Origin of the sequence: Flavobacterium frigidimaris (assembly GCF_002217275.1) — a bacterium.
Classification (GTDB): domain Bacteria; phylum Bacteroidota; class Bacteroidia; order Flavobacteriales; family Flavobacteriaceae; genus Flavobacterium; species Flavobacterium aquidurense.
Map to the genome: position 1 here is coordinate 18,447 of NZ_MUGV01000043.1, position 18,742 is coordinate 37,188.

Genomic DNA, 18,742 nt, shown 5'->3' on the forward strand with positions numbered 1-18,742 from the left:
ATTCTATAAATTTAATGCTTTTCTAACAATCGTTTCAATTTGTTCCAATGGTAAATCTTCATCAGGATTTAGTAACATAATTTTCATTCTTGAACGCGCTTCCTGAAGCAAAAAGGGTTCATCAAAATGTTTTCCTTCCACAATTCCGATGTAAGGTTGTTTGTGTTTTTTATGAATCCATAAATAGCAGAACATTTTTCCCTTGTAGCAGAAAAAGGGCATTCCGTATTTTAGCACGTGTGTGATATTATCGTCTTGTTTTAAATTAATTTCTCTCAATGCAAGAAACACTCCTTTTACAGGTTCTTCTTGTTTTAAATAGAAATCATCTAGTTGTTTCATTTTCTCAAAATACTTTTTGTTTTGTTTTTTGCCACAGATTAAAAGATTAAATTGATTTATTAATCCTTAATTATATAACCACAAATTAGCACAAATTAGCACAAATTAATTCGAGTAAATTTGTGAAATTTGTGGTAAAAAAATATGCGTTTCCTGCATTTCTTAAAATATGTACAAAAAAATTATAAACTGTTGTATTTCTTGCCGCAGATTGAAAGATTAAATTGATATATTAATCCTTAATTATATAACCACAAATTTCACAAATTAGCACAAATTAATTCGCGTAAATTTGTGAAATTTGTGGTAAAAAAAATCTTCTCAAATCATCTAATCTGTGGCAAAAAAAATATTCGTTTTCCACATTCTAAAAAGATGATGTAGAAAACGAATATTAGTAAATGTCAAAACACATTTCACGATTTACATTTGACATTTTATAAAATTAATCGTGATTTTCAATTTGTTTATAAGCGTCAATTACCTTTTTAACTAATCTGTGACGTACGATGTCTTTATCATCCAGATAAATAATCCCGATTCCGTCAACGTCTTTCAGAACCAAAATAGCTTCTTTAAGACCCGAAATAGTTCTGCGTGGTAAATCGACCTGTCCAGGATCTCCCGTAATCATAAATTTGGCGTTTTTTCCCATACGGGTCAAAAACATTTTCATTTGTGAGTGGGTAGTGTTCTGTGCCTCGTCGAGAATTACAAAGGCGTTATCAAGTGTGCGCCCACGCATAAATGCCAGTGGCGCAATCTGAATAATTCCTTTTAAAATATAATCTTCGAGTTTTTCGTTCGGTAGCATGTCGCGCAAAGCATCATAAAGAGGTTGCATGTACGGATCTAGTTTTTCTTTCATATCGCCGGGCAAGAAACCAAGATTTTCTCCTGCTTCTACCGCCGGTCGGGTAAGTATGATCCTTTTAACTTCTTTGTCTTTAAGTGCTTTAACCGCCATTGCTACACCAGTATAAGTTTTACCGGTTCCGGCAGGACCAACAGCAAATACCATATCATTTTTTTTAATGGTATCTACCAATAGTTGCTGGTTAGGCGTCATGGCCTTAATTATTTTACCTCCAACTCCATGAACTAGTATTTTGTCATGATCGTATGATTTTTTTTCATCCTGACCATCACTCATAATTACGCGTTCAATTACATTATCATCAATGTTGTTGTATCGGGTAAAATGGAGCATTAACCTTTGAAATCTTTTTTCGAATTCATCTAAAACTTCTTTTTCGCCAAATGCTTTTAAAGTTGTCCCTCTCGCTACTATTTTAAGCTTTGGGTAATACTTTTTAATTATTTCAAGATGAGAGTCTTGAGCGCCCCAAAAGTCTTTTGGAGCGATGTCTATTAGCTCGATAATTCTTTCGTTCAAATGAAGTAGTTTTAAATTAAAAATAAATCAGTTTTATAAATCGGTGGTTGTCGGGTTTCTTTTTTTTAGTCGCAGTCTCAGTGACAGTTTTTCAGTTACTGAGACTGAGACTGTAAACTGAGACATTTTCATAAATTGTCTTTTCTTTCTTTCAATTTGCAATTACTATTATTAGATTTGCATTTCTCAAATTTAATGAAAATTAGATTTAAATACTACCAATAGTTATAAACAAAATTATGTCAATAATTACCCTTACTACTGATTACGGCTTAAAAGACCACTTTGTTGGTTCGCTAAAGGGTAAAATTCTTTCTGAATATTCAGAGGTTCAAATTATTGACATTTCGCATGATATAGATCCATTTAATACAGCTGAAGCAAGTTATGTTATTGGCGCCTCCTATTTGAGTTTTCCTAAAGGCACTGTGCACCTTATTGGTGTTGATATTGAGCGCAATAAAGAAAATCAGCATATTGCGATGCAATGGAACGATCATTACTTTATTTGCGCTGATAACGGAATTTTAAGTATGCTTACGCAAAAAATCGTTCCGCAGAAAATCGTCGAAATCAACATTCATGACCGTTTTCCTGCTGAATTTAGCGATTTGGATATTTTTATACAAGTAGCCTGTCATATTGCAAAAGGCGGTTTGCTGAATGTTATTGGTAAAGAAGTTGCCGGAATTAAGCAAATTACCGAATTACAAGCTGTAGTTGCTAATGACGGAAATTCACTAAAAGGATATGTTATTTACATTGACCATTTTGGAAATATTGTGACCAACATCTCAAAACAGCAGTTTATAGAAGTTGCCAAAGGCCGTCCGTACGAAATTGTGATGAAACCAAAAAGCATCAAAACCATTCTGCCGAATTATTCGGCGATCGCAACATCTGATAAATATCCAATCAAAACATATGAGGGCGAAAAATTAGCTATTTTTAATGAAGCGGGTTTTCTTGAAATTGCCATTTTCAGGAGTAATCCTTCAAAAGTGGGTTCTGCAAATAGTTTGTTGGGATTGAATTATCGCGATGTTATTACGATTCAGTTTCTATAGAGATTTTAGATTTTAGATTAAAATCAACTACCGATACTTGAATAAAATCGATTTACATTGATATTTAATCTGATTTGCTCATATTAACAATGAAATTATTCATTGCATTATAAACATAGCCCTCGGTTTCAACCGTGGGAACGCATGGTGGTAAGCATCCCGTATTTGCATTGTAATAATTACCGTTATATCTAATGTATCACCACGGTTGAAACCGGGGGCTATATTTGAAATACATTAAGGCGTTATAATTCGAAGAAAATATGTCTTTAGAATATTTTATTTTTTAATAAAAAGAACAATCAATTTTGGTACTTTTGCGCGCGTATTGTAGATTTTTCAATCTAAAATCAATAATCTAAAATCTAAAATTGTATACATGTTCGTTAGAATAGTAAAAATGAGTTTTCACGAAGAAAAAATTCCGGACTTTTTGGAGAATTTTGAAACCGTAAAAGACAAAATACGAAATGCTGAAGGAAATCGTTTTTTAGAATTGTATCAGGATAAAAATGATAAATGCGTCTTTTTTACTTACAGTTATTGGGAAACTGAAGCTGATTTAGAAAATTACAGACAATCTGAATTGTTTAATTCTGTTTGGAGTTTTACAAAACAATTATTCAATGCAAAACCTGAGGCGTGGAGCGTCGATAAAATAGTTAGTTTAAATTAGTTTCAAATTAAAAACGAACTTAACCGCAAGGTTCGCAATCCCGATAGCTATCGGGATACGCAAAGTTCGCAACCTGAAACCTGAAACTTGAAACATTAAAAACAACGAAATTTAACCGCAGAGGGCGCAAAGATTATATTTAAAGGTTTTAGAAAACGTAAAGTTCGCAAGGCTTTAACAACTTGAAACCTGAAACAAGAAAAACTTGAAACAAAATTAAGTACATGAAATCAATCATTTTACGAGAAATAAAATCCTTTTTCGGATCTCCTATTGGCTATTTGGTCATTGCTATTTTCTTAATTAGCAACGGACTATTTTTATGGGTTTTTGAAGGAGATTACAATATCTTAAACACCGGTTATGCCGATTTGACTCCGTTTTTCACATTAGCACCCTGGATCCTGATTTTCCTGATTCCGGCGGTTACGATGAGAAGTTTTTCAGACGAAAAAAAACAAGGAACTTTGGAATTGCTTTTGACCAAACCATTATCGATTTGGGAAATTGTAAACGGTAAATTTCTGGGTTCATTACTCTTGATTGTTTTAGCAATTGTACCAACCTTTATTTATGTGAAAGTGATTTCGAATTTAGGTTTACCTGAAGGAAATATTGATATGGGAAGTACAATTGGTTCTTACTTTGGATTGTTGTTTTTAATTGCTTCTTATTCAGCAATTGGGATCTTCACTTCTACCCTTTCAGAAAATCAAATCGTGGCATTTATCATCGCAGTTTTTCTATGTTTTTTCTTTTATTTTGGTTTTCAAGGGCTGGCTTCTTTGATCCCCGGAGAATCTAATATTGTTTCTGCATTTGGTATGCAGGATCACTTTAAAAGTATGAGCCGAGGCGTGATTGATACTCGTGATGTAATTTATTTTTTAAGTATTACAGTATTATTCTTGTCTTTTACCGTTTATCAATTAAAATCTTTTAAAGCATAATGAAAGCATCTACTCAACAAAATATCAAAGTTTTAGGTATTACCGTTTTCGTTCTAATTGTTTTAAATGTACTAGGAAGTTTATTTTTCCACCGATTCGATTTAACCAAAGACAAACGTTATACTTTATCTGAAACCTCTTTACAAATTGTAAAACAAGTAAAAAACCCGCTTTCGATTAAGATTTATATGCAGGGCGATTTACCTGCTGATTTCAGACGTTTACAATTAGAAACAAAACAATTATTAGAAGAATTTCAGGCTTATAACAGCAATATTGTTTTTGAATTTGTTAATCCGATGGAAAATGGAGAAGACAATATGGAAGTCGTGAAATCACTTTACCAAAAAGGATTAACTCCAATAAATATAACTGTTGACGATAAAGGAAAACAATCTCAGGCAATGGTTTTTCCGTGGGCAATTGCGGTGTATGACAATAAAGAAGTAAATATTCCTTTATTAAAAAACATTATGGGCGCGTCGACTACAGAGAAAGTAATTGGGTCTATTCAGCATTTAGAATATTCCATTGCTGACGCTATCAATAAGATCACTAAAGCCAAACAAAAGAAAGTTGCCTTTATAAAAGGAAATGGCGAAATGAACGAGGTTCATGTTGCCAAAATGTTGAGACAAATCAAAGAAAGCTATTATATCGGGCCTTTCACATTGGACTCCGTTTCAAAAAATCCAACGGGAACTTTAGAAGCACTTAAAAAATATGATTTAGCTATTATAGCAAAACCAACAGAAACTTTTTCTGATGAAGAAAAACAGGTTTTGGATCAGTTCATCATGAACGGCGGAAAAACATTATGGCTAATCGATCAGGTTTCTGCAGATATGGATAGTTTGTACAACCAATCTGGTGCTACTCTGGCTTATCCGAGAGATTTGAATCTGAACGATATGTTCTTCAAATACGGTTTCAGAATTAATCCTGACTTAGTAAAAGATGAATACGGAAGTCCAATAAAACTGGCAACCGGAGAACAAGGAAGTGCAACTCAATACCAGGAATTTAAATGGAAATACGCTCCTATTGTAATACCTTCTAGTAAACACCCAATCGTTAAAAATTTAGGCCAGATTAAATTTGATTTTGCAAGTCCAATTGACACTTTGAAAAACGGAATAAAGAAAACCGTTTTATTACAATCATCTCAATATTCTAAGAAAATTGGAACTCCTACCGAAATCAATTTAAATATTGTAACGGAACAGACTACTCCACAAGAATATTTGAATAAAGGAAACTCACCTCTGGCTGTTTTATTAGAAGGAGATTTTCATTCGGCTTTTGAGAATCGTGTTTTACCTTTCAAAGAAAATGGATTTCAGGCGAAAGGAAAACCAAACAAAATGATAGTGATTGCTGATGGAGATTTAGGAAGAAATCAATTGGATAAAAACATGATGCCAGTTGAATTGGGTTATGATCAACGTACCGGAAATTTATACGACAACAAAGATTTCATGATGAACTGCATTAATTATCTTCTAGACGATACGGGACTTATTAACATTAGAAGTAAAGATGTTGATTTGCCTTTATTAGACAAAGATAAAGTTTATGAAAACTATACGATGACGCAATTCATAACTATCGGACTTCCAATTCTAATTTTATTGGTTTTCGGGCTTGTATTTACTTACATGAGAAAAAGAAAATACAGCAAATAGATGTTAATAAAAAAATTGCGAAACTAAGATAGTTTACGATATATTTGTAATCCGTATATTTAGCCTCTAATTGCTAAAAAACACATCAAAAAATAAAACAAAACAGATGAAATTTATAGTATCGAGTTCGTACTTATTAAAACAATTACAAGTTTTAGGTAGTGTAATTAACAGTAACAACACGTTGCCTATTTTAGACAACTTTTTATTTGAACTTGACAATGATGCGTTGACAGTTTCTGCTTCAGATCTTGAAACTACAATGTCGGCTACATTATCAATCGATTCTAAGAGTAAAGGAAGCGTGGCTGTGCCTGCAAAACTTTTACTTGAAATTTTAAAAACATTTCCAGAACAACCTTTAACTTTTACAGTTGAAGACAACAATACAGTTGAAATTAGTTCTAATTCAGGAAAATATGCATTGGCATATGCAGCTGGAGAAGAATTCCCTAAATCTGTAAATCTTGAAGATCCATCTGTAACTTTAGTTCCTGCTGATGTTTTGGCAACTGCCGTAAGCAAAACTATTTTCGCAGCCGGAAATGATGATTTACGTCCGGTAATGTCTGGAGTTTTCTTCCAGTTTTCACCAGAAGGACTAACGTTTGTTGCTACAGATGCTCATAAGTTGGTAAAATATGCCCGTACAGATGTAAAAGCATCGCAGGTAGCTGATTTTATTATGCCAAAGAAACCTTTGAATATCTTAAAAAGTATTTTAGGTTCTTCTGACGCTGAAGTAAAAATTGAATACAACGATTCAAATGCGACTTTCTCATTTGACAATTATATCTTAATGTGTCGTTTGATTGATGGAAAATACCCAAATTACGAAGCGGTAATTCCAAAAGAAAATCCAAACAAATTAATGATTGACCGTTCTCTATTTTTAAGTTCAGTTAAGCGTGTTGCGATTTTCTCAAACAAAACTACACACCAAATTCGTTTAAAAATTGCCGGAGCTGAATTAAATGTTTCTGCAGAAGATATTGATTACTCCAACAAAGCAGAAGAAAGATTAACTTGTGATTATCAAGGAGATGATCTTCAAATTGGTTTCAACTCACGTTTTTTAACTGAAATGTTGACTAACTTACAATCAGACATGATTATGTTAGAGATGTCATTGCCTAATAGAGCTGGGATTCTTACGCCAGTTGATGGTTTAGAAGAAGGAGAAACAGTTACCATGTTGGTAATGCCTGTAATGTTAAATAGTTAACATCAAAACTTCTTTTTGTTACAGGGATTTTTTTTAGTTTCAAATTAAAGACATATCATTGTAAAAAAAAATATCGCTATTAACCAACCATTTTTTATACCTAGAAACCGCAATTCTTTTTAAAAGATTTGCGGTTTTTTATTTTATCTATTTAAGACTATTCTTTATTCTTTATTCTTTATTCTTTATTCTTTATTCTTTATTCTTTATTCTTTATTCTTTATTTCTTTTTAAAACCAAAATAATAATTCATTCCAAGTCCAAGTGTTGTACTATCATAATGGGTATTTGATTTTTTTACATCAGTTAAAGCTTCCCCCATATCTACACCAGTATAATATAAGTTAATTGCCAAAGAATTATAATTTTTATCTGAAAGCATAATATCAAGACCAAGACCAATTCCTAAGGAATGTTGCCATTCCGTTACAATATTGTTTTGAGTTTTTGACTGAGCAGGATTACTTTGATTGATTAGCGTGTAATTTTGCTGCGCTTCGATTCTGGATATGTTATAGCGAGGCAAAATCTGTAAAACGGCATCTCCGGCACCGAACTCTCCCCACGAAAGACATATTTTTGGTGTAAAACCAAAGTTTATAGCACTTGCATTTGCTTGCGAAATACTGATAATATTTCCTTCCTGATCTAGTTTGTTATAATCTTCTAATCTTCCAAAATAATAACTTACTGAAGCTTCGGGTTTAAAAAACTTATATACTTTAACATCAACTCCAGACGCTACTTCTAAATAGCCCGATTCCTGAAAATCAGTGTGGCGATAATAACTTGCTCCGGCAAAAGCTCTTACCTGAGCATTTAAATTAATTGAAAATAAAATAAACAGAAAATAAAAAATAGTTTTATTCATAAGGAGAATCATATTTCATTTGTATCAGTGAATTAATTTTTGCTGATATTTTTGTACTAAAATACCTTATTTTATTTACTAATAAATCATTCTGCTAAATGATTTTTCTATTTTAGATTCTGAAATACTTTGTCGAGCTACTTGCAGGGATTTGCTCCGCCAGTCGCTAGGCTCGAGTCTCCTTCGTCGAAATGACAAAACTGGCGCAAAAAACGAAGTTCCAAAGTAAAACCTGAAACTTGAAACTTCAAACAAATAAAAACCTGAAACAAATTTTTCTTATTTTTGTATTATGAAAATAGAAATTTGGTCGGACATTATGTGTCCGTTTTGTTATATCGGAAAAAGACAATTGGAAACGGCTTTGGAAGCATTTCCTGGAAATGATTTTGAAATTGAGTGGAAAAGTTTTCAGCTTGATCCAACTATTACGTCACAATCAGGAAAAGACGTTTATACGTTTTTAGCCGAACGAAAAGGTATTTCAGTTGAGCAATCAAAAGAAATGCATAAAGGTGTAGTAGAACGCGCAAAAAGCGTTGGTTTGGATTATCATTTTGATAAAGCTATTATTTCGAATTCACTGACAGCACATCGTATTATTCATTTGGCGAAAGCTAAAAAACTAGGCGACGAAATGGAAGAGATTTTCTTTAAAGCTTATTTCACTAATGGAAAAGATCTAAATGATTCACAAACTTTAATTGAACTGGGAATACAGGCTGGATTAGATTCTAATGAAGTAAAGGAAGTCGTAGAGAATGAAAACCTTTATTTAAGCGACGTAAAAGGCGATATTAAAGAAGCACAGGAAATTGGTGTGCAAGGAGTTCCATTTTTTGTTTTTGATCGAAAATATGCTGTTTCAGGTGCGCAGCCCGTGGAAGCTTTTGTGAATACTATCAAAAAAGTACAGAAATGATTTTAGATTTTAGAATTCAGATTTTAGATTAGTGAACTTTAAGATTTTACCGCAAAGAACGAAAAGATATTAGTGACTTTTTTAGATAAAAAAAGTTCGCAAAACTTTATGTAAATCTTTGCGAACTCTGCGTAAAACCTTTGCGTTCCTTGCGGTTAATTTCAGCAATCTAAAATCTGAATCCTAAAATCTAAAATCCTAAATAACTCCCATTTTCTGCATTAAAAATGTCGCGCTTTTATTTTTGCAAATTCCACTACGTAATTTATAATCGAAATGCAATTCGTTGTTTTTGATTTCGACTTCAAAACATTGATTTGTTAAAATATCCGGATATTCATTTGTTGTAAGGCAAACTTCAATATCGTGTGTTGCTATAGCGCCTATCGCTTTTTTAGCAATCACTTTCTTAACTACTTCAATTGTTCCGTTTCGTTTATCATCGGAGTTTGTTCCTCTCAAAATTTCATCAAGTAAAACAAAAGCTGGTTTCTCTTCTAAGGCATCCATAATTTGTTTTAAACGCTTAATTTCAGCAAAGAAATACGATTCACTATCCGCCAAAGAATCGGACAATCGCATTGAAACTAAAACGGGAAGTGGGTGAATATTAGCTTCTGAAGCACAAACTACTGATCCTATTCCACCTAAAACCATATTCATTCCTAAGCTTCTTAAAAAAGTACTTTTTCCAGACATATTAGAACCCGTTAAAATCATGAAAGATTCCGGATAAAAATGAGTATCATTCCCTACTCTTGTTGCCGGATTCAACAATGGATGACTTAGATTTTTAAATCCAATTTTATATTCTGAATTGATTTCAGGAAAAACAAAATCAGGATTATTATAGGCTAAATTTGCCAAACTATTTAAGGCTTCAAATTCTCCAATAATAGCGATCCATCTTTCAAATTCTTCAGAGTAATTATCCTTCCATTTCAAAAGCGCTTTTAAAACGTGAAGATGAAACAAAAACGTTCCGTTAAATAAAGTTGCAGCTACCAAATTACTAATGGTATCCATTCTGGAAAACAACTCAGATAATTGTTTCAAATGTAGACTTGCCGTTGTATTTTTAAAAATAAGTTGCTGTTGTAAATCTCTTAATTTTTTGGATTGAAAAGTTTCGTTTTCAATTTTCTGAACCAATAAACTATATTGCTTTATAATTTTATCAACGTTATCCGACCTTGCAATTTCAGACTGGATTCGTTTCAACGATCTACCCACAACCATCAAATTGGCAATAAAAATATAACTCAGATAGGATAATAAAATAGTTTTTGAAGTAATAAAATAAGCCGTTAAAATTCCAAAAAACAAAGCTGGAAGAGCAAATGAAAGTAAAACTAAAACTTTAGATAAAGTATTATTTTTAAATGAATTCCAATATAATATAGAATCATAAGAAGCCTTTGAATCATTACTGATTGTGGCCAATGCCTGAAAATCGTGTCTCCAGTCAATTTTCGTTTTTAATTCCTCTATTGCTTCCTGATTCTCCAGAATTACTTCATTAGAAAATTGATTTAAGAGTTGGTTTGCCAATGTCTTTTTCCCAATATAAGTAGCCGTTCTATTCAAATTTTGAAACAAGGAATGTTCGCCAAAAATATCTAAATCGTAAGCATAAGGATGATGAAAATCGTTGAATTCGATACCGTTTTCAAAAGGAATCTTTTCTCTTTTTAGATAGGCGATTTCGTTTTGATTGATTTTTAGAAGTGCCGTAGTAAGTTGTTTTTGAAAAGATAACTTAGAGTGGATTCTCATTAAAAAAATAAAACCAACAAAAGACAAAAAAGCGAAAACTACAAACAGCGTTTCATCGGTTTTGATGTAATAAAACAACATAAACAAACACAGAAAAACACTTAATAAACGTAGTAAACTTATGCTATTATACCTTTTATTGATTTTACTTAAAAGTTCTGAATAATGGGTAACCTTATTTTGATATGAATTCATTTTATTGATTTGATGAGATACAAATATAAGTTTTGCATCATAAAATCAATCTTAAAAAAACCGAATTTTACGTTTCATGCATAACTAAAACAGGAACCGAAACTTCTTTGGCAATTTTTTTAGTAAAACTAGATTCGAAGATACTTTCGAAGAAAGATCTTTTATGTGTTATTGTGGTCAAAATATCAATGTCTTTATAAAGAATAAAATCAATAATGGTTTCCTTAACTTCATCGCTTGGTAAAACTAAAAACTCGACGTTATCTCCCTTAAATTCATTTTCCCATTCTTTAATTGTAGTAGCTAAAACATCTGAATTAGAAGTTTTAACATATAAACATTTTACTTTTGCATTTGTTTTTGTAGCAATTTCAATTACTTTACGAAGTTCTGTTTTGTCTTTTTCGCGATAGCGGGTAGTAAAACCAATAACTTTTATTTTGTGAAATTTTGCAGTAACAGGAATACATAAAACGGGAACTTTGACCTCAGAAATTACCGAACTTGTATTTGATCCCGTAAAAAATTTAGTCCAGTCAGAAACACCTGAGGTTCCCATAATAACAAAATCAATCTTATCCTCTTCAACGGCATTTTTCAAATTATAAATTAAATCACCATCCATCAAACGATGTTTTATTACTATATCTTCTAAGTTTCGTTCGATAGCAATAGTTCTAAGTTTAGGAATTTCATCCTTAAACATCTCAAATTTAGCCAATTCAATTGAGCTGTATATCGAAGCGTAATTTTCTGGAAAAAACTGACTATCATAAACCGGAATTTCAAAAGTATGTAACAAAACCAGTTCGGCATTGACAATTTTTGCAAATTCCAAAGCATGAACAAATGCATTAGTAGCTGCTTCAGAAAAATCTGTTGGGAATAATATCTTTTTCATTTTGCTTAGTATTTAAGTATTGTTTTCTCAAATTTAATCATTCTAAAAACAAAACAGCCTGATAATTATCAGTAATTTAACATTTAATAATTCCTTAAAAATAGCAATTTAAAAAACTAAAAACAAGATATAGTCCCCTACTTCCTCTTCGGAACTTTATGCCTTTTTTTATACCTTTGCACCATGATAAATCAAGATTCTATAGTTGCATTGGCTACTCCATCAGGAGCAGGTGCTATTGCTATCATTCGTATTTCAGGTTCCGAGGCTATCACTATCGGAAATTCGGTTTTTAAATCCATCAAAAACAAAGATCTGACCAGGCAAAAAACACATACCTTGCACTTGGGTCATATTATAGACGGTTCAAAAACACTGGATGAAGTATTAGTTTCTGTCTTCAAAGGGCCTAATTCTTATACTGGTGAAAATACTATCGAAATCTCTTGTCATGGATCAACTTACATTCAGCAACAAATTATTCAACTGTTATTGAGAAGGGGGTGCAGAATGGCTGATGCGGGAGAATTTACGCTTAGAGCATTTTTAAATGGAAAACTGGATTTATCACAAGCAGAAGCTGTTGCCGATTTGATTTCATCAGACAATGAAGCTTCGCACCAAATTGCCATGCAACAAATGCGGGGTGGTTTTAGTAATGAAATTGCTAAACTACGAGAAGAGCTTTTGAACTTTGCTTCATTAATCGAACTGGAATTGGATTTTGCAGAAGAAGATGTTGAATTTGCAGACCGAACACAATTTCATGAATTATTAAACAGAATTGAATTTGTACTGAAACGTTTAATCGACTCATTTGCTGTTGGAAACGTAATTAAAAATGGAATTCCGGTTGCAATAGTTGGAGAACCAAACGTAGGTAAATCGACTTTGTTAAATGCTTTATTAAACGAAGAACGTGCCATCGTCTCTGACATTGCCGGAACAACCCGAGATACGATTGAAGATGAATTAGTAATTGGCGGAATTGGTTTCAGGTTCATTGATACTGCAGGAATACGCGAAACTAAAGATGTAGTAGAGAGTATCGGAATCAAAAAAACTTTCGAAAAAATAGAGCAGGCACAGGTGGTGATCTTTTTGTTTGATGGTTTCAGGTTTCAAGTTTCAGGTTCTGACTATATTGTCGAAATCGAAAAAGTAAAAAATAAATATCCGCTGAAACCCATTTTGGTTGTTATAAATAAAGTTGATTTATTAAACGCAAATGAAATCGAAAACATTAACCAAAAACTTGAAACTTTAAATCTGAAACTATTAAAAATTTCCGCAAAAGAAAATATTGGTGTTGAGGAATTAAAAAATCAACTACTGTCTTTTGTTAATACCGGAGCTTTAAGAAATAATGAAACAATTGTAACTAATACAAGACATTACGATTCTTTATTAAAAGCTTTAGATGAAATACAAAAAGTAAAATTTGGCCTTGAAACCAATCTTTCCAGTGACTTAATCGCGCTTGATATTCGCGAGGCCTTATACCAATTTGGTTTGATTACAGGTCAGGTCTCAAACGACGAATTGTTGGGGAATATTTTTGCTAATTTCTGTATCGGCAAGTAAATGACAATACAAGATCTAATTGGCACCTATTCCATTTCCGGAAGCAATCAGGATGAGAATCAAGAGATAACCTATAAAGGAATTTTGAATTTATCCTTAGATAAAAACAACCGCATTATTGCGCATTGGGTTATCAATAGCACACAAGAACAAAAAGGCTACGGTTTCTTTAAAGACAATATTTTGGTAATTAATTTTAATTACAAAGGAGATAACAGTAAAACGTTTAAAGGTGTTGCCGTTTACCGATGCATAACCAAAGATGTACTAGATGGCTTTTGGTCAGAAAAACATGGAAATCCGCTCTATTTGGGAACCGAATATTGTTTAAGAATGGAAAGTATTGAAAGACCAAACTAAATTTTGCTCTAAGAACGGGGTTTAGACAAGTTTCTGTCGTACATAATAATAGTTCCTGCCACCGCTACGTTTAAGCTTTTTTCCGATTTAAATTTTACTAAATGATGACATTTAGCCATTACTTTTTTTGATAAGCCATGATCTTCTGCTCCCAATAAATAAACACAACGTCTTGGATGTTCAAAGGTTTCTAAATCTGAAGCTTTTTCATCTAATTCAACACCAACCAAACGCGCTCCTTTTGGTAAGTTTTCGAAAAAAGCTTCAAAAGTATCATAATGAAAATAAGGAATTGCTTTTACAGCATCATGAGTATCAGAGGCTTGTTTGGCATAGCGATTACCAATAGTAAATATAAAAGTAGCGCCTAAATTTTGAGCCGATCGCCACAAAACACCTAAATTTTCAGGCGTTTTACCATTTTGTATTCCTATTCCAAAATATTCATTTATAAAATTATCATTCATAAATGCAAAAATACAAACTGTCAGTACATAAATCAATTTTTTATTGAAATGAAAAGAAAACTATATCAGTTACTACTTTACAAATTATACAAATGCTCTCTTCGCGGTTCATCAACAGACCGATAAAACTATCCCAAATCTTCCAAAACGTAATTGATTACTGAATATTTTTGAAACAAAAAAACCTCCAAATGATTTTGGAGGTTTGCCTGAACTGCTTAGGAACTTGACTACATTTAGCAAAAAACTAACGCCAGCCCAACTCGGGAGCAATATATTTTAATATCGAGGATAGTATATGTACATTATAATCGACACCTAATGTGTTGGGTATGGTCAGTAGCAGCGTATCCGCTTCCTGAATAGCTTCATCCTGTGCCAGCTCTGCAATCAGTTTATCCGGTTCAGCTGCGTAGCTCTTTCCAAAGATTGCGCGCTTATCTCTTTCTATATTTCCAAAACTATCAGAACCTTTGCCTTGATCTCCAAAGTAATATTTGTCCTGATCATTGACCAATGCAAAAATAGAACGGCTCACTGAAACACGTGCTTCATGTTTATGACCCGCTTTTTTCCAAGCTTCTTTATACAATCGAATCTGTTCGGCCTGTTGAATATGAAAAGGCTTGCCATTTTCGTCATACTTCAGTGTCGAACTTTGCAAATGCATTCCGTTTTCAGCTGCCCAAATTGCTGTAGCATTAGATGCAGCACCCCACCAAATCCGTTCTCTAAGTCCTTCAGAATGAGGTTCAAGGCGTAATAAACCAGGTGGATTTGGAAACATAGGATAAGGATTTGGCTCTGCAAATCCCTCACCGTTAAGTCTCTCTAGAAACTCCAGAGCTTTTTTTCGTCCCATATCAGCGTCTGTTTCACCCTGCATTGGTTCATAACCAAAAGAGCGCCAACCGTCAATAACCTGTTCCGGTGATCCTCTGCTAATTCCTAATTGCAAACGTCCTCCTGAAATTAAATCGGCTGCACTGGCATCTTCTACCATATACAACGGGTTCTCATACCGCATATCGATTACACCTGTTCCAATCTCTATTTTGCTTGTTTTAGCGCCAATAGCCGAAAGCAACGGAAAAGGTGATGCCAGCTGTGTTGCAAAATGATGCACTCGGAAATAAGCACCATCGATACCTATATCTTCTGCAGCTACGGCCAAATCTATAGACTGAAGCAGCGTATCAGCAGCAGTTCGAGTTTGATAAGAAGGGTGATTGGCCCAGTGCCCAAACGATAAAAATCCTATTTTCTTCATAGATAGCATTATTATAATTTACAATTCCAAATATACGCATCATTATCGAGTGAATCTACAGCATTTTGACAGAAACATTTATACAGACATCATAAACTTATTATCGATTGTTGGTGAAGCTTAATTTCCTTAAAATAGAATAATATGGAATTCCATACCTGTGGAGATTAAAACAAAAGCTCTTATTTTGTTTTAATTAGGTTTTGTAGTTTTAATATTTATCTTCAATGATATACGGGATTCAGTTCTTTAAAAACTCTTCAGGATACAACAGGATAGATATCGAGCCTTATTTTTATACTTTTGAAATTAACCATTACAAATTAAAAGAACCTCCATTAAAAAAAAATCGGACACTTTCTACATTACCGATTTTTAATAAATCAAATATATGTATTCCAATAAACTGATTTTCCAATCCTTAAGCATTTTTCTTGTATGTACTTTTAATCTTTTTAGTCAGGTTACACTCCCGAAAATTTTGGGACATAACATGGTTATACAACAGCTAAAAAATGTACCAGTCTGGGGAACCGCTGGTCCTGGCGAAAAAATATCGGTAACCTTTGCCGGACAAAACAAAACCACAGTTGCTGATAGCTCTGGTAAATGGTCTGTGAAACTCAAGCCGATGAAAGCATCATTTACACCACAAGAAATGATCATTAAGGGAACAAATACAATCGTTCTGAAAAATATATTGATTGGAGAAGTCTGGCTGTGCTCCGGTCAGTCAAACATGGAGTATGCCATGCGAAAATACAGCAAATTTGAAACGGCAGTTAAAGGACAGCGACCTCCTGAAGATGATTTGAATAAAGCCAATAACCCAAATATTCGCATTTTTCTGGACCGTCGAAAATACATGGATCCAAGTCCTGAACATTTGGGATGGGAATCTGCAATGGGAAAACCATTAGTTGATTTTTCGGCTGTAGGTTATTATTTTGCAAAAGACTTATATTCCAAATTACATGTGCCAATCGGAATGATTTCTGCGGCAGTTCCAGGAAGTCGAATTGAACCCTGGATTGAAGCTTCGAAAATGGAGATATCACCTAAAATGAAAAACGGAAAAATACTGGATAAACTGAGTAAAGATGGTGGCGATCCCGGTAAATTTTATAACACAATGATAGAACCCTTGATTCCGTTTTCTTTAAAAGGTTTTCTGTGGTATCAGGGAGAATCAAATTGTTTTCTGAATGAAAATATCCGTTATGCCTATAAGTTTAAAACACTGATCGAAAGTTGGAGAAACGACTGGAACGACTCAAAACTACCTTTTTATTTTGTACAGATTGCTCCCTACGCCTATTCAACTACCAAAGATGATCGTCAGCACACTGCTGAAAATCTCCCTGAATTCTGGGAAGCACAGCAGCTTGCTCTTCATTTAAAAAACACCAACACCGTTGTCATTACTGATTTGGTAGATAGTATTGCCGATTTACATCCGGGATACAAATGGGAAATTGGCCGCCGATTGAGTCTTGTTGCTGCAAATAAGGCTTATGGACAAAAAAATATCATTTGTTCCGGGCCTGTTTACAAAAAAATGAAAATAGTAGACCACGCTATCGAAATCACTTTTTTAAATACAGGAGGTGGTTTAACCAGCCGTGACGGAAAAGCACTTAACTGGTTCACTATAGCTGGAACTGATGGGAAATTTAGTGCCGCAAAAGCAGTAATAAAAGAGGACAGAATAATTCTTTCAGCGCGCGAAGTTCCGAATCCTGTTTCGGCGCGTTTTGGATGGAACGAAGCTGCTCAATCTAACTTCATTAACAAAGAGGGACTTCCCGCTGTTCCGTTCAGAACAGATAATCCTTGGGATAAACTTTTTTAACAACTATTTTTTAGAATATTTAAAGCTAATTATAAGATTTGAAAAACTCATAAGCTCTTTTTTCTGCATAAGAATAGGTTGAATTGCGTAGAGGAAAAGCACAGTGTCCTCCATATTTTGGAGTTTCAAGATAAACATAAGCACTGTCCTGAGCTATTGCTCTTGGGTAACATCTTTCACTTAGAAAAGGATCGTCAAGAGAATTAATAATTAAGACTGGCGTGGTAATATCCTTAAGGGAAAATTCAGGAGAAACACGCTGATAATAATCATCCCGACTGGCAAAGCCATGTAATGGTGCAGTAAAATAATGATCTACTTCATCAAAAGAAGAAATACTATCAATTTGATCACTGTTTATAAAATCAGGAAACTGTGCTGCTTTGTATTTCAGCTTTTTTTTAATGTCGATTGTAAAATTCTTTAAATAAACCCTGTTAAAGCCTTGCTTAAGTACTTCTGCGCTTGTTGCAATATGGGTTGGTACCGAAATAGAAACTCCAGCCTTTACGCGCTCATCAATTTTAGACCATCCAAAATAATTCAGAAGCTGTACTCCTCCCATTGAATATCCAATCAAATAAACATCTTCAAATCCTTTTTTTAAAACAAACTGAACCACCTCATCAAGGTCATCAACTGCTCCATGATGGTACAGTCTCGGAAGACGATTCATTTCTCCTCCACAAGTACGATTATTCCATGCGAAAACGGAAAACTCTTTTTGCTGAAAATAATCGGCGCAGCTATTATTATAAGTTCTGCGGGAATCTCCTTCTAAACCATGACATAAAATCACAGCTTTTTTAGGATCATTAAGTATAAAATCAATGTTGATAAAATCTCCATCAGTCAGCTCAAGTTTTTCTCTGGTGTATCCCGGAACTTCAAACTTTTTAAACAGAGCAGCATAAATAGTAGAAACGTGCCTGTTTCGATGAATAATCGGAGGAAAATTATAGTCTGATTGCTCAATTACTGGCATGATAAGAAATTTTTTTGGTGCATTATACAAAGCTAAGCAATGAATCAATATGTAGTTTAAAACTTTCTTTTTTATTTTACCTTTTCATAAATTAGCAATATAGAAAAGGTATTTTGAGAAAAGCAACGAAAAAAAGCAGGTATATCCAAATCATACAAAATCAAAATAGTATTATATAAAAAAAACATGCTGAAAAAGAAATAACTTTGGTATCCATT

At 33.4% G+C, this 18,742-nt stretch carries 17 protein-coding genes; 9 read left to right on the forward strand and 8 right to left on the reverse strand.

Annotation, left to right across the window (positions count from 1 at the left end; all coding sequences use genetic code 11):
- Nucleotides 1-3: 3 nt before the first annotated feature.
- Nucleotides 4-342 carry a DUF1801 domain-containing protein gene (locus tag B0A65_RS20855; protein ID WP_074663719.1) on the reverse strand — a complete coding sequence of 113 codons (339 nt, stop codon included), beginning with the start codon at nucleotides 340-342 and terminating at the stop codon, nucleotides 4-6.
- Between the two features lie 445 nt (nucleotides 343-787).
- Complete coding sequence (locus tag B0A65_RS20860) at nucleotides 788-1,738, reverse strand: PhoH family protein (RefSeq protein WP_026984005.1); 951 nt, start codon at nucleotides 1,736-1,738, stop codon at nucleotides 788-790.
- A gap of 239 nt (nucleotides 1,739-1,977) precedes the next feature.
- Between B0A65_RS20860 and B0A65_RS20865 the strand changes: the two genes are divergently transcribed.
- From B0A65_RS20865 to dnaN, 5 genes are all read left to right on the forward strand, one after another.
- Nucleotides 1,978-2,805, forward strand: a complete 828-nt coding sequence (locus tag B0A65_RS20865) for an SAM hydrolase/SAM-dependent halogenase family protein (protein ID WP_074663722.1) — start codon at nucleotides 1,978-1,980, stop codon at nucleotides 2,803-2,805.
- Nucleotides 2,806-3,184: 379 nt separating this feature from the next.
- Nucleotides 3,185-3,481, forward strand: a complete 297-nt coding sequence (locus B0A65_RS20870) for a putative quinol monooxygenase (protein WP_074663724.1) — start codon at nucleotides 3,185-3,187, stop codon at nucleotides 3,479-3,481.
- Nucleotides 3,482-3,705: 224 nt separating this feature from the next.
- The gene (gene gldF, locus B0A65_RS20875) at nucleotides 3,706-4,431 is read left to right on the forward strand and encodes a gliding motility-associated ABC transporter permease subunit GldF (RefSeq protein ID WP_074663727.1); all 726 of its coding nucleotides are present in this window, start codon (nucleotides 3,706-3,708) and stop codon (nucleotides 4,429-4,431) included.
- Complete coding sequence (gldG, locus tag B0A65_RS20880) at nucleotides 4,431-6,116, forward strand: gliding motility-associated ABC transporter substrate-binding protein GldG (protein WP_074663729.1); 1,686 nt, start codon at nucleotides 4,431-4,433, stop codon at nucleotides 6,114-6,116. The genes gldF and gldG overlap by 1 nt, the downstream gene beginning before the upstream one ends.
- 106 nt (nucleotides 6,117-6,222) lie before the next feature.
- Entirely contained in the window at nucleotides 6,223-7,341 is a 1,119-nt protein-coding gene (dnaN, locus tag B0A65_RS20885; RefSeq protein ID WP_026984000.1) for a DNA polymerase III subunit beta, read from the forward strand.
- Nucleotides 7,342-7,561: 220 nt separating this feature from the next.
- On the opposite strand, the gene B0A65_RS20895 is transcribed toward dnaN, so the two are convergent.
- Nucleotides 7,562-8,212 carry a hypothetical protein gene (locus B0A65_RS20895; RefSeq protein WP_123890403.1) on the reverse strand — a complete coding sequence of 217 codons (651 nt, stop codon included), beginning with the start codon at nucleotides 8,210-8,212 and terminating at the stop codon, nucleotides 7,562-7,564.
- 292 nt (nucleotides 8,213-8,504) lie between these two features.
- On the opposite strand from B0A65_RS20895, the gene B0A65_RS20900 reads away from it, so the two are divergent.
- Nucleotides 8,505-9,134 (forward strand): DsbA family oxidoreductase, encoded by a 630-nt coding sequence (locus B0A65_RS20900; protein WP_074663735.1) that lies wholly within the window; start codon nucleotides 8,505-8,507, stop codon nucleotides 9,132-9,134.
- 198 nt (nucleotides 9,135-9,332) lie between these two features.
- Here the strand turns inward: B0A65_RS20900 and B0A65_RS20905 are convergent, their stop codons facing one another.
- Nucleotides 9,333-11,105, reverse strand: a complete 1,773-nt coding sequence (locus B0A65_RS20905) for a MutS-related protein (RefSeq protein ID WP_074663737.1) — start codon at nucleotides 11,103-11,105, stop codon at nucleotides 9,333-9,335.
- Nucleotides 11,106-11,172: 67 nt separating this feature from the next.
- Nucleotides 11,173-12,006, reverse strand: a complete 834-nt coding sequence (locus B0A65_RS20910) for a universal stress protein (protein WP_074663740.1) — start codon at nucleotides 12,004-12,006, stop codon at nucleotides 11,173-11,175.
- A gap of 183 nt (nucleotides 12,007-12,189) precedes the next feature.
- Between B0A65_RS20910 and mnmE the strand changes: the two genes are divergently transcribed.
- Nucleotides 12,190-13,590, forward strand: coding sequence for a tRNA uridine-5-carboxymethylaminomethyl(34) synthesis GTPase MnmE (mnmE, locus tag B0A65_RS20915; protein ID WP_074663743.1), 1,401 nt, complete (start codon nucleotides 12,190-12,192; stop codon nucleotides 13,588-13,590).
- Nucleotides 13,591-13,950 carry a hypothetical protein gene (locus B0A65_RS20920; RefSeq protein WP_074663745.1) on the forward strand — a complete coding sequence of 120 codons (360 nt, stop codon included), beginning with the start codon at nucleotides 13,591-13,593 and terminating at the stop codon, nucleotides 13,948-13,950.
- An 8-nt stretch (nucleotides 13,951-13,958) separates the two neighbouring features.
- On the opposite strand, the gene B0A65_RS20925 is transcribed toward B0A65_RS20920, so the two are convergent.
- Both B0A65_RS20925 and B0A65_RS20930 read right to left on the reverse strand, forming a co-directional pair.
- Nucleotides 13,959-14,417: an RNA methyltransferase gene (locus B0A65_RS20925; RefSeq protein ID WP_074663748.1), complete on the reverse strand. Its 459-nt coding sequence runs from the start codon at nucleotides 14,415-14,417 to the stop codon at nucleotides 13,959-13,961.
- A 247-nt stretch (nucleotides 14,418-14,664) separates the two neighbouring features.
- Nucleotides 14,665-15,696, reverse strand: coding sequence for an LLM class flavin-dependent oxidoreductase (locus B0A65_RS20930; RefSeq protein ID WP_242670327.1), 1,032 nt, complete (start codon nucleotides 15,694-15,696; stop codon nucleotides 14,665-14,667).
- A 484-nt stretch (nucleotides 15,697-16,180) separates the two neighbouring features.
- On the opposite strand from B0A65_RS20930, the gene B0A65_RS20940 reads away from it, so the two are divergent.
- Nucleotides 16,181-17,539 carry a sialate O-acetylesterase gene (locus B0A65_RS20940; RefSeq protein ID WP_089069664.1) on the forward strand — a complete coding sequence of 453 codons (1,359 nt, stop codon included), beginning with the start codon at nucleotides 16,181-16,183 and terminating at the stop codon, nucleotides 17,537-17,539.
- 25 nt (nucleotides 17,540-17,564) lie between these two features.
- Here B0A65_RS20940 and B0A65_RS20945 read toward each other — a convergent pair whose 3' ends face one another.
- Complete coding sequence (locus B0A65_RS20945; RefSeq protein WP_074663758.1) at nucleotides 17,565-18,524, reverse strand: YheT family hydrolase; 960 nt, start codon at nucleotides 18,522-18,524, stop codon at nucleotides 17,565-17,567.
- Between the last annotated feature and the right edge of the window lie 218 nt (nucleotides 18,525-18,742).